Genomic DNA, 11,923 nt, shown 5'->3' with positions numbered 1-11,923 from the left:
CCAGTCTTTTGGATACATCACACCAGCGAGCATGTATTTTGGACACAGCCCACAAGTATGAGCCCCGTGTGTCATGGCTTACCCACAGGGTCCACAGGCCTATCCGAGACGATGAAAGCTCGCCTGGCCTATGGACTTGTGGATAAGCCATTCTGAGAGTAAGGTGAATGAACTAACAAACCGGGAATAGCTCTTATTTTTCCTGAATTTTGTTCCAGATCCCCGGACCTAGCTAACAATAAATGACCCAAGTAAACTGCAAAAATTAATTTGTAATTCATTGTATTACTCTGGGAAATTATTCCATCAGGAAAGGCATTCAGGCAAATTACTGTAGTTGCTGCAATAATGATTAGGAAAACAAAATATAAAACAATAAGGTATAAAACAAAGCTTAGGGCTATTCTAGTATTCCGTTTGAGTTTTTTAGGGTCTATTTTTTTTGCAATGAATAAAATTATAGCCGTACTGATAGTGAACAATAAATTAGCTTTTATAAAAAGGGAGCCGGTAATTGGAAAAAAAAACTGCCCATCTAATTGGTGTAAAGAAAAAAAATAAAAAAAAGTTAAGGGAATAAACAGCAGTGGCAAAAAAATTAATGTGCTAGATGCAAGCTCTGTAGTTAAGGCAGCTTCCAGTAAGGATTCGGCAACGCAGTCGAGTTGTAGGAAAGAACGCCAACAAAATGGGGCGATATAAATAAATAAGAAGGTATTTATCAAAAATAATAAGTTAATGGGTGTAAATAGAAATTGGATAAACATGCGCTACTCCTGTATTTATTATATCTTCCAAAATAGAACTCTAACCTAGTGATTCGAAATAATCCAAATAATTACGAGCCTGTATCCACTCTATTAAAGGTCTATCTGTATTTGCTTTTTGGACGCAGTAGTTGGGAATTTATAAAGCAAAATCCTCGCCTAAATAAACGGCGCGGACTTGTTTATTGTCTAAAATGAATTCTGGAGTTCCTTCGCAAAGAATTTTTCCTTGGCTCACAATGTAAGCACGTTCGCAAATATCCAAAGTTTCACGTACATTGTGATCAGTTATCAAAACGCCGATGCCTTTATTGCATAAATGTTGAATGATTTTTTTGATGTCAATTACGGAAATGGGATCTACTCCGGCAAAGGGTTCGTCGAGTAAAATGAAGGAAGGTTCGATAGCTAAGGCTCGTGCAATTTCTACTCGCCGGCGCTCACCTCCAGATAAAGACATACCTAAACTTTTAGCAATATGCGAAATATGAAATTCTTGTAATAAGAGATCAAGCTTCTCTTCACGTGCTTGCTCATCTAAATCATTTCGTAGCTCAAGAATAGCCATAATATTATCGGCCACCGTCAATTTACGAAATACAGAAGCCTCTTGGGGGAGATAGCTTAATCCAAGACGAGCTCTTTGATGCATTGCATAGGAAGTAATTTCTTGATTGTTTAAAATAATTTGACCCTCATCACAGGATTGTAAACCTACAATCATATAGAAACAGGTTGTTTTGCCTGCCCCATTAGGACCTAATAAACCAACACATTCACCTTGCTTAACATGGATGCTAATACCATTCACAACGGTACGTGATTTAAACGATTTTTTTAAAAGCTTTGCTTCTAATAGACTCATATTATGATGCTTTCTTTTCGGGGTATAAAATAATTACGGTTCGTGTTTTACCATTACTTTGTGATACGACATGTTGTTCTTGAGTATCATAAATGATTTTAGCTGCAGAAAGTGAATTGGGCCCTTGCTCAATACGTGCATTGCCAATAAGTTCAATAGTATGTTTTAGCGGATAATATTTAATAGTATCAGCATAAGCATGAAAGGGTGGTTTATTTGGATCAGTCTGGGTCCAATAATGTGCTTGTTTTCCCTCGCCGCCATTTGCTATTGCTAAACTAAGTTGGTTTTTAATCGTTCCTAGGGTAACTGCATTGGCTGCATGAAGATTGGTTGTTCCTTGTATGAAAACAACATTGCCCGTGTAGGTTCCTTTATGTTTTTGTTGGTTTAAGTCTGCTGTATCGGCGGTGACATGCATGACTTGCTCTTTATCAGTAGGAAGGGCAAAACTGCTTCCCACCATGAAGATAAACAATAAGAATAGAAGATTAACCTTTTTCAGTGGGTGCATAGCTGCCCTTAGCTCCATGAAGTAGTTCTACTCGCTTTTCCTCAAGATAAGCATTCATTCCTGTTGATTCAATAATATTCCCTGGTTGCTCAAAAGTTACAAAAAGCTCAGTTGTGGCTCTTTTTTCTTTAGGAAAATAAGTTACTTCCTCCGTTTTTAAAGTACTTTCTTGCGTTTTTTTGTCTGGATTTTGATGTACTACTACTTTATTGATAAAAGTTATTCGTTCCCCGCCTTGATAAGATTTAGCGGTACGTGAATTAATTTCCCACTCGGGCTGATCTTTTTCTTTGATCACAATATGGGGGGTTTGCAAAAGATGTATATTGTCTTTTGGAATATGTTCCATCAAGGGTGTAGTTAATAAATTAGCGAGTTCGCCGTTTTCATTAAATTGACGTACTGTAAGTTTGGTGACAGTACTGTCGATGGTGGTTGATAGCGTTTCATTGTCTAAACGGATCGTGGGCTTTAGTTGCTTGTAATACCAACTAGAGCCGATGAGTAGAAGGGCTGCAACGAGTAACCATATAGTTTGTTTAGCCATATTCATTGTTGTAAATAATCTTGTTGTAAGTATTTTTCTAAAGCGAGATGTGTTTTGTCTTGGACTTCTAAAATAAAGTCACATAATTCCCGTACGCCACCTGCGCCGCCTTTCCCTTCGGTTTGCCAATCCGCAAATTTTTTTACCAGAGGGACCGCATTGGCTACCGCAACCCCTAGTCCTACTTGTTGAATTAAAGGTAAATCAGGCAAATCATCACCAATATAGGCAAATTGCTCATCCGCTAAATTAAGCGTTTGTTTTAATTGTTGATAGGCATTTCGCTTATCCACTTGGTTTTTAAAATAGTGTTTAATTCCTAATTGTTGCATACGATGATCGATCACCGCATTTCGCGAGGTAGTAATCACAGCAACTTCTATGCCAGCAGACATTAAAAGTTTTAATCCCATTCCATCTTGGACATGGAAGGATTTGAGTTCATTGCCATGGTTATCAATGTGAAGCAATCCATCACTTAATACTCCATCTACATCACAAATAAGACAAGAGATTTTTTTTGCTTTTTCAATGAGTTCTTGCATCATTTTTCCTAAAAAACACCAGCTTTTAATAAATCATGTAAATGGAGAACTGCATAGGGCCTATTTTCTTCATCCACAATCACCAAGGAGGTAATACTATGTTTTTGCATAATAGCAATAGCCTCAGCTGCTAACATGCCTTTTGTAATGGTACGGCAATTTTTGGTCATGACCTCTTGAATTGGCGTGGTATTAATATCACATTGGCGATTTAAGGTGCGCCGGACGTCACCGTCTGTGTAAACTCCAGTTAAATGGCCGCGGCTGTCTACGACACAAGTCATGCCTAATTTTTTCTCAGTAACTTCGATCAAGGCTTCACTAACGGTAGCGCGCTCACTGACCACTGGTAATTCATTGCCTTTGTGATAGAGATCATCAATACGAAGAAGTAAGCGCTTACCTAACATGCCTCCGGGATGAGAAAGAGCAAAATCTTCTGCACTAAAGCCTCGTGCTTGTAAGAGTGCAATCGCTAAGGCATCGCCCATTACCAGTGCAACAGTCGTACTGGTAGTGGGGGCCAGCCCCAGGGGACAAGCCTCTTGTTTAATGCTTACATCTAAGTTCACATCAGCCGTTTTAGCAAGAACCGATTCACTATTACCAGTTAAGGTAATTAAAGGGACTTCTAAACGTTTCAATAAGGGAAGTAAGGTGACAATTTCTGCCGTATTCCCGGAGTTAGAAATAGCAACAACGGTATCTTGGCGGGTGATCATTCCTAAGTCGCCATGACTCGCTTCACCAGGATGCATAAAAAAAGCAGGGCTACCTGTACTGGAAAAAGTAGCCGCTAATTTATTAGCAATATGCCCTGATTTGCCCATGCCGGTAACAACAATACGGCCTTTACAGGCTAATAAAAGCTTACAGGCATTTTCAAAGCGCTCATCAATGCGTTGAGTTAACTCAAACACGGCTTGTGCTTCAGTTTCAATAACTGCGAGTCCAAGGGTACAAAAATTCATAGGCCATTGTTCATTTTTTGTGTATTTTTCATTCTATCATAAAGTTTTTAGCTGATGTATCCTTATTTTTTGTTAAAAATAAACTTTTTTTAAAAGAAATATAATTAAAATCCGCAATTTTTTAATTAACCGGTATATACTTCAAGTTCATGCAAAAAGTGGAATATTGGTATGCCTGTAAATTGGGTCGACATAAAAAATCTTACTTTCACCTGGGATCAGCGCGTTATTTTTGACAACATTAATATGGCAGTGGAGCAAGGTAAAATCACTGCTATTATGGGGCCAAGTGGTTCTGGTAAAACCACGTTATTGCGTTTAATTGGCGCTCAATTAATCCCCAATGAGGGCAATATTTTAGTTAATGGTCAAGATGTTCATCAGTTATCACGAAAGGCTTTATATAAAATACGGCGAAATATGGGTTTATTATTTCAAAGTAGCGCTTTATTTACCCATTTATCGGTCTTTGACAATGTTGCTTTCCCTCTAAGAGAACATACTGATTTAAATTACTCCATGTTACGTGATATAGTATTGATGAAATTAGAGGCAGTAGGTTTAAGAGGGGCCGCAGAGTTAATGCCTGAGCAATTGTCTGGGGGAATGGCCAGAAGAGTAGCATTAGCAAGAACAATCGCTTTAGATCCTATGTTAATGATGTATGATGAGCCTTTTACTGGCCAAGATCCTATCTCGATGGGTGTTTTAGTGCGTTTAATCAAGAGACTTAATGAGTTATTGCATACAACTACCATTATAGTCTCCCATGATGTAGAAGAAACCTGTTCAATAGCAGATTACATTTATTTGATATCGCGTGGGAAAATAATTGGCCAAGGTACTCCTTTAGAGTTAATGCAATCATCTGACCCCCAAGTAAAACAATTTATGCATGGTGAAGCGGATGGGGCTGTGCCCTTCCATTATCCAGCAAAACCTTATATGGAGGAATTATTAGATGCTTGAGGCAATTGCGCGTTTAGGTGGCCGTGGTGTGCATGTTGTGCAAGGCATTGGTAGTTCAGGATTATTTTTATTTGCTATGCTATTTAGAAGACCTAATATTCTTCGTTTATGGCCTTTATTGCGTTACCAGCTGTATTTTGTTGGGGTGCTCTCTTGTTTAATTATTGTAGTATCCGCTCTATTTATTGGAATGGTGGTTGGACTGCAGGGTTTTCATACTTTGCAAAAATTTGGTGCTTCCAGTCAATTAGGGCAACTTCTGGCGCTAAGTATTGCGCGAGAATTAGGTCCAGTGATTAGTGCTTTACTCTTTGCTGGCCGCGCAGGTTCTGCTTTAACGGCAGAAATTGGCTTGATGAAAGCCACAGAACAATTGTCTAGTATGGATATGATGGGGGTAGATCCTTTAGGTCGCGTTGTTTACCCACGCTTTTTTGCAGGACTTATTGCTTTACCCATACTTGCTATCATTTTTTCTGCGGTGGCAATTTATGGCGGGTATTTTATCGGTGTGCATTGGTTAGGTGTAGATGCAGGGAGCTTTTGGTCCAATATGCAGGCTGCAGTTAATTTCCGTATTGATATTTTAAGTGGCATTATTAAGAGCTTGGTTTTTGCTTTTGTTGTAACTTGGATTGCAGTATTCCAAGGTTTTGAGTGTGTGCCTACGGCGGAGGGCATCAGTAAAGCGACTACGAAAACTGTGGTGTATGCGTCGCTTGCTGTATTAGGGCTCGACTTTTTGTTGACTGCAATGATGATTGGAGATTGGTAAATGAATAAGCAACGTTATGTAGATATTAGTGTGGGCCTTTTTATGTTGCTGGGTTTATTAGCCTTATTAGTAATGACCATGAAAGTGAGTAGTTTTTCTAGTTTTATGTCAAAAAAAGAATATACAGTCACTGCGGATTTTACTGATATTGGGGGACTAAAGGTACGGGCGCCTGTTACTGTGGCTGGAGTTAAAATTGGTGAGGTAAGCCGCATTGACTTGCAACCAGGCGAGTTAAATGCACGAGTTACTATGAAATTGCGTAGTGATAAAAAAATACCTTATGAAGATTCTTCTGCACGAATTTTGACCGAAGGCTTGATCGGTTCGAATTATATTAGTATTGTTCCCGGTTTTGAGGACGAAGGTAATAAAAATCATCCTTATTTAAAAAATGGCGATGTTATTGCTAAAACCCAAGAAGCTGTCATTCTTGAAAACCTTATTGGTCAATTGTTATTTAATATTAATAAAAAATAGGTGAATCATGAGATTAGTTAAAACAATTTTATTCGTTGTTTGTTGTTCTTTGTCTCAAATGATGTTTGCTCAACCTTCTCCTGTACCTATGCTAGAAAACAGTGCGAATCAAATTATTACGACCCTAAAAAATAATAAGTCCAGCTTAAAAACTAATCCCAATATCATTTATAAAGCGGTAGAGACTTATTTTTTACCTAATGTCGATGTAGCTGGCATGTCCCGTTCAGTGTTAGGTCGTCAAATTTGGCAAAAAGCCACACCAGCTCAACGTACGCAGTTTTCTAAAGCATTTACCCAATTGGTCATTCGGACTTATTCTAGTCCTTTAGCACAATATAAAGATGAGACCGTGCAATTTTTACCTATAAGAGGTTCTTTAACTAATCGTTTCTTACGTATTAATAGTGTGATTGTTCGCTCTGAAGGCCAAAATATTCCTCTAAGCTATAGCCTTGTTTCTAAAGATGGACAATGGAAAATTTATGACATTAGCGTGGAGGGGGTAAGCTTATTGCAAAGTTTTAGATCGCAATTTGCTCAAGTATTACAGAATTCAAATATCAATGAAGTAATTCGACAAATGCAAGACAAACAAGCAAAAAAGGCTTCTTAAGTGAATACCACTCATTTTAAACCAGGCCATGAGCTTACTTTTCATTCCGTCATTACGGTTCGGAATCAATTAATTAAGTTCTTAAAAGCGGACAATAATGCAATTTTTTGCCTGGATTTAACTGAGGTAAATCAGTGCGATAGTGCAGGGCTTGCACTATTAATCGAAGCAAAAAAATTATGCAAGCAGTATAATAAACAGTTTGAAGTGGTTGGTATTTCTGCAAAAACGCTCTCTTTAGCTGAGTTTTGCGGTGTAAATCAGATTTTAGAGCCTGCTTAAGTGGTAAAGAACTAAAAAAATAAAATAGGCTGGGCCTTGCTCCAGCCTATTTTATTTTTAGCCGTTTGGCGGTAAATGAAGAAAGATCAATGTGTAGCGGCGGTATTATTAGAGGGTAGTAATTTGGGGCTCGCAGTGGAGTAAGGTTGAGTGCTGACTATTCTATTTTCCCAGGTTTGGGGCCAATACAGGCTACATTTAATTTTCTCAGGATGGGAATGAGAACTTAAAGTTGAGGCCCTTACCAACCGCTGTGGTAACCCTTAATTTACTAAGATTCAATCTTTTTTATTTTTTTACATCTAAACGGTGTAAAAAATTGTATTTATTTCAATTAGTGAGCTAAGTTTTATGATAAGCAATGAAGAAATTGAAGCGCAATTTAAAGCAATTGATGATGTAGCTTATGTCAAAGTTGAGGGGGATGGTTACCAATACCAATTAACTATAGTAACCGATATCTTTATACATAAATCAAAAGTTGCAAGACAACAATGGGTCTATGCCCAATTAAAAGACTTGATTACAAGCGGTAAGCTTCATGCTTTAACAATGAAGACTTGGACAAAAGAAGAATGGGGGGAGCAAAAAAATGGATAAACTATTGATCAATGGCGGTAAAGCTTTAAACGGTGAAGTGGTTATTTCTGGTGCTAAAAATGCTGCCCTACCTATCATGGCGGCTAGTTTATTGGCTAATGACCATGTAACTATTTCAAATGTCCCTCATTTAAAAGACATCACAACGATGATGGAGCTTTTAGGTCAATTAGGAGCTCATTTAATTGTTGATGAAAAAATGAATGTGCAAGTAGATGCAAGTCAAGTGAATGAGTTTGTAGCTCCCTACGATTTAGTTAAGACAATGCGCGCCTCTATTTTAGTCCTAGGTCCAATGCTTGCCCGTTTCGGGAAAGCTGATGTCTCCTTACCTGGTGGATGTGCTATCGGTACTCGGCCGGTGGATCTTCACCTTAAAGCATTAAAAGCCATGGGGGCCGACATTACAGTACAAAATGGTTATATCAATGCTCGTTGTAAAAAAGGACGTTTACAAGGACGCCGCTTAATGTTTGATACGGTTACTGTAACTGGTACTGAAAATATTTTAATGGCTGCTGTTTTAGCGGATGGCGTGACTACGATTAAAAATGCTGCTCGAGAGCCTGAGGTAGTAGATTTAGCTAACTTTCTTATCCAAATGGGTGCAAAAATTACTGGTGCCGGTACTTCAACTATTGAAATTGAAGGGGTTGAAGCCTTATCTGGTGGCTCTTATTCCGTAATGTCTGATCGTATTGAAGCAGGTACCTATCTTGCTGCAGGTGCTTTAACACGAGGCCATGTCACCGTAAAAAAAGTACGCCCTGATACTTTATTATCCCAACTATGTAAATTTGAAGAAGCGGGTGCAGAGTTAACTATTGGGGAAGATTGGGTAAGCTTAAATATGAACGGCAAACGTCCTCAAGCAGTAAATATTGCTACGGCACCTTATCCTGCTTTTGCAACCGATATGCAAGCACAGTTCATGGCAATGAATTCGGTAGCGGAAGGCTCCTCTACCATTGTGGAAACGATATTCGAAAATCGTTTTATGCACGTGCAAGAATTACAGCGCATGGGGGCACAAATTCAATTAAATGGGAATACCGCTATTATTAATGGGGTAGATAAACTCACTGGCGCACCGGTTATGGCTACTGATTTGCGCGCTTCTGCGAGCTTAATCTTAGCGGGTTTGGTTGCCGAAGGTGAAACTGCAGTAGAGCGTATTTACCACGTTGATCGAGGATATGAACGTATTGAAGAGAAGCTTTCTTTATTAGGTGCAGACATTAAGCGAGTTTCTGAGCGGTGATTAAGCGTGAAGAACTAATTTCTTACCTGGATGAGTTATTAAATACGGGAAAGTATAATGACTACGCACCAAATGGCCTCCAAGTAGAAGGATCATCTCACATCAAGCGTATTGCCACTGCTGTAACTGCCTCTGAAGAAGTTATTCTTGAGGCAGTAAAATGGCAGGCCGATGCGCTATTAGTCCATCATGGCTATTTTTGGCGAGGTGAGGCGCCAGTGATAACCGGTATGAAAAAACAAAGAATTAAGCATTTATTGCTTAATGAAATTAACCTACTGGCCTATCATCTACCTTTAGACTGCCATTTAGAATTAGGCAATAATGCTTGTCTTGCCAAATTTTTTCCTTTGCAATCAATAAGCGCCCATAAAGTAGGAAATATTGATAATCTGTTATGGGCAGGTGTTTTGGATAAGCCCGTGGAGGCGGATTCTTTAACCGAGTTAATTGCTAGAAAACTAAACCGTACCCCCTTACATGTTTCAGCTATTAAACAACCCATTCGTTCCATTGCCTGGTGTAGTGGTGGTGCTCAAGATTACATAGAAGAGGCTTATAAATTAGGTGTAGATGCTTATCTTAGTGGTGAGGTTTCGGAACGCACTTATTATCAGGCTAAAGAATTAGGCATTGATTATTATGCCTGTGGTCACCACGCAACCGAGCGCTTTGGTATTCAAACCCTAGGTCAACATCTTGCCAATCACTATCAATTAGAGCACTTATATATAGATAGTGACAACTCTATTTAAGGGTATCAGAGCCAGTCACAATTAAATCAAGCGATACACTTAGCACTTGTACCATCAAGCTATCCTACGTTAACATGTGCACATCGTCTCAAAGGATTGTAATAATGTGCAATTTTCGAAGTTTAGTGGTTTTTATTTTTTTACTATGTTCATTTTCTTTGCCAGCAAAGACTACGCCTAATCAAGCATTCAGAAGCTTTTGGCACCCTATGTTTCTAGGCGAGCGTTTAAATTATTGTAGCTTAGATGGTAAAGAATGTGGTAAACAGGTCGCTAATCGCTACTGTAAAATGTTAGGTTATGATTCTGCTAGCCAAAGTAGTATTGCTTACAATGTGGGATTAACCAATTTTATTGCGAGTAGAGCCCAATGTAAGGGCTGGCGTTGCAATGGATTTATGGTTATAAATTGCACTGAAAGATTAACCCATAATCCGCCAGAAGCTTATCATTACCGTGAAAAGCAATTTGCTTACCCACGATATAATGATTACCGCATAGATTGGTGTTACAGGCAAGGCAGTGGGTGCGGGGCACGCGCAGCAAATTCTTTTTGTAGCCGGATGGGCTACATGAAGGCTAAACGTTTCTTAAAAGAAACTCAAATTTCAGCCACTAAAACCATAGGTAGCGAGGAGTTGTGTTTTGGTAATGAATGCAAGGCATTTAAACTCATTATTTGCTCTCGTTAAGCGTTATATCGTGTTGAGGCGATTCGTCAATTTTTTAACAAAAATTTGACAGTTTTTATAACGATATAGGATAGAACATAATAAAAACTGTCAAATACTCTGTCATTGATTTGACAGTGCTTATTAAAGTGTTAGATACTAAAAAAAAGCTTAAGCTAAAGGATGGAGCATGATGAGTAATGACATTTATATCATCGACGAGAATAAAAACCGTAGTGATAAGCTTTGCACCTTATTTGATTTTATCGATCACAAAGTACAATTATTTACTTTTGAGGAACTGGAAAATACTTCTGCTCCAACCCCTGGTATTATTCTCTTGGGTGCCCCACCTTCTCATGAACTAATGCTCAAGCAATTAGTCTTTTTAGTAGAACAGTTTGCGCAAACGCCTATTTTATTACTTGATGGAAAATTGCCGCCTACTCAATGGGCTGAGCATCATGTTATTGCTTGTCTAAGTTTTCCTTTTACCTATCCACAACTTCTTGATGCTATACACCGTTGTCAAATTGCACGTGAAACACTAAAAACGCTGAGCAACCATCAAAATAAAACCCCCTTGTCACGTTTAGTTGGAAATAGTGATGGTATCCGTTTTGTGCGAAGGCTTATCGATCAAGTTGCCAATACTGACGCGAGTGTTTTAATTCTTGGCGAATCAGGAACCGGTAAAGAAGTGGTTGCTCGTACTATTCATACGCTCTCTTCAAGGTCCGCAAAACCTTTTATCCCGATTAATTGTGGTGCTATCCCTGGCGAGTTATTGGAAAGCGAATTATTTGGCCATGAAAAAGGCGCCTTTACGGGTGCTATTACCTCCCGGCAAGGTCGTTTTGAATTAGCCAATGGAGGAACCTTATTTCTTGATGAAATAGGGGATATGCCTTTAGCGATGCAAGTGAAATTACTTAGGGTATTACAAGAGCAAAGTTTTGAACGGGTCGGTGCCAATAAAAGTATTACTGTAAATGTCAGGATTATAGCCGCGACTCATAGAAATTTGGAGCAAGCCATTCAAGAGGGGAAATTCCGTGAAGATTTATTTTACCGTCTAAATGTATTCCCCATTGAAATGCCTCCTTTAAGAGAAAGAAGAGAGGATATTCCTCTATTGTTTAATGAGTTAATTTCGCGTATTGAAAATGAGCATCGGCCTGTAGTCAGGGTCACCTCATGAAAAATTTTGAGATAAGATAGTGGTTAAAATAGAATCATCCCATCCAGCATTTTTTCTGAGCCGCTTAATAGATTGCCTTTTCATCTGATTTTTAGTTAATTGAA

The 11,923-nt window shown here is 38.7% G+C and carries 15 protein-coding genes and 1 pseudogene; 10 read left to right on the top strand and 6 right to left on the bottom strand.

Going from position 1 to position 11,923, the window contains the following annotated elements; all coding sequences use genetic code 11:
• Nucleotides 1-128 precede the first annotated feature (128 nt).
• The 6 genes from ELY15_RS09905 to ELY15_RS09880 all read right to left on the bottom strand — a co-directional run bounded on the left by ELY15_RS09905 (nt 129) and on the right by ELY15_RS09880 (nt 4,209).
• Nucleotides 129-767 carry a hypothetical protein gene (locus ELY15_RS09905; protein ID WP_127099529.1) on the bottom strand — a complete coding sequence of 213 codons (639 nt, stop codon included), beginning with the start codon at nt 765-767 and terminating at the stop codon, nt 129-131.
• Between the two features lie 139 nt (nt 768-906).
• Nucleotides 907-1,632 carry an LPS export ABC transporter ATP-binding protein gene (gene lptB / locus ELY15_RS09900; RefSeq protein WP_127099527.1) on the bottom strand — a complete coding sequence of 242 codons (726 nt, stop codon included), beginning with the start codon at nt 1,630-1,632 and terminating at the stop codon, nt 907-909.
• A gap of 1 nt (nt 1,633) precedes the next feature.
• Nucleotides 1,634-2,146: a lipopolysaccharide transport periplasmic protein LptA gene (gene lptA, locus ELY15_RS09895; protein WP_127099525.1), complete on the bottom strand. Its 513-nt coding sequence runs from the start codon at nt 2,144-2,146 to the stop codon at nt 1,634-1,636.
• A complete protein-coding gene (gene lptC, locus ELY15_RS09890; RefSeq protein ID WP_127099523.1) occupies nt 2,124-2,699 on the bottom strand; it encodes an LPS export ABC transporter periplasmic protein LptC in 576 nt (191 codons plus the stop codon). The genes lptA and lptC overlap by 23 nt, the downstream gene beginning before the upstream one ends.
• Nucleotides 2,696-3,238 carry an HAD family hydrolase gene (locus ELY15_RS09885; protein WP_127099521.1) on the bottom strand — a complete coding sequence of 181 codons (543 nt, stop codon included), beginning with the start codon at nt 3,236-3,238 and terminating at the stop codon, nt 2,696-2,698. The genes lptC and ELY15_RS09885 overlap by 4 nt, the downstream gene beginning before the upstream one ends.
• Before the next feature lie 8 nt (nt 3,239-3,246).
• Nucleotides 3,247-4,209 (bottom strand): KpsF/GutQ family sugar-phosphate isomerase, encoded by a 963-nt coding sequence (locus tag ELY15_RS09880; protein WP_127099519.1) that lies wholly within the window; start codon nt 4,207-4,209, stop codon nt 3,247-3,249.
• 171 nt (nt 4,210-4,380) lie between these two features.
• Here ELY15_RS09880 and ELY15_RS09875 point away from each other — a divergent pair, with 171 nt between their 5' ends.
• The 10 genes and pseudogenes from ELY15_RS09875 to ELY15_RS09830 all read left to right on the top strand — a co-directional run.
• Complete coding sequence (locus tag ELY15_RS09875; protein WP_127099517.1) at nt 4,381-5,178, top strand: ABC transporter ATP-binding protein; 798 nt, start codon at nt 4,381-4,383, stop codon at nt 5,176-5,178.
• Entirely contained in the window at nt 5,171-5,953 is a 783-nt protein-coding gene (gene mlaE / locus ELY15_RS09870) for a lipid asymmetry maintenance ABC transporter permease subunit MlaE (protein WP_127099515.1), read from the top strand. Before ELY15_RS09875 ends, mlaE begins: the two co-directional genes overlap by 8 nt.
• The gene (gene mlaD / locus ELY15_RS09865) at nt 5,954-6,433 is read left to right on the top strand and encodes an outer membrane lipid asymmetry maintenance protein MlaD (protein ID WP_127099513.1); all 480 of its coding nucleotides are present in this window, start codon (nt 5,954-5,956) and stop codon (nt 6,431-6,433) included.
• Nucleotides 6,434-6,440: 7 nt separating this feature from the next.
• Nucleotides 6,441-7,049 (top strand): phospholipid-binding protein MlaC, encoded by a 609-nt coding sequence (locus ELY15_RS09860; protein WP_127099511.1) that lies wholly within the window; start codon nt 6,441-6,443, stop codon nt 7,047-7,049.
• Complete coding sequence (locus ELY15_RS09855; RefSeq protein ID WP_127099509.1) at nt 7,050-7,331, top strand: lipid asymmetry maintenance protein MlaB; 282 nt, start codon at nt 7,050-7,052, stop codon at nt 7,329-7,331. It abuts the gene before it with no gap.
• Between the two features lie 351 nt (nt 7,332-7,682).
• Nucleotides 7,683-7,931 (top strand): BolA family protein, encoded by a 249-nt coding sequence (locus ELY15_RS09850; protein ID WP_127099507.1) that lies wholly within the window; start codon nt 7,683-7,685, stop codon nt 7,929-7,931.
• Nucleotides 7,924-9,192, top strand: a complete 1,269-nt coding sequence (gene murA, locus ELY15_RS09845) for a UDP-N-acetylglucosamine 1-carboxyvinyltransferase (protein ID WP_127099505.1) — start codon at nt 7,924-7,926, stop codon at nt 9,190-9,192. The genes ELY15_RS09850 and murA overlap by 8 nt, the downstream gene beginning before the upstream one ends.
• A complete protein-coding gene (locus ELY15_RS09840; protein WP_127099503.1) occupies nt 9,189-9,947 on the top strand; it encodes a Nif3-like dinuclear metal center hexameric protein in 759 nt (252 codons plus the stop codon). The genes murA and ELY15_RS09840 overlap by 4 nt, the downstream gene beginning before the upstream one ends.
• A gap of 104 nt (nt 9,948-10,051) precedes the next feature.
• On the top strand, nt 10,052-10,639 hold the full coding sequence (locus ELY15_RS09835) for a hypothetical protein (RefSeq protein ID WP_127099501.1): 588 nt from the start codon (nt 10,052-10,054) through the stop codon (nt 10,637-10,639).
• Between the two features lie 169 nt (nt 10,640-10,808).
• Nucleotides 10,809-11,816 (top strand): annotated as a pseudogene (locus ELY15_RS09830) (sigma-54 dependent transcriptional regulator); the annotation flags it as partial.
• Nucleotides 11,817-11,923: the final 107 nt, after the last annotated feature.

Source organism: Legionella sp. km772, assembly GCF_003989735.1.
In the GTDB taxonomy this organism is placed as follows: Bacteria; Pseudomonadota; Gammaproteobacteria; order Legionellales; family Legionellaceae; genus Legionella.
This window is presented reverse-complemented; position numbering and strand designations above follow the sequence as displayed.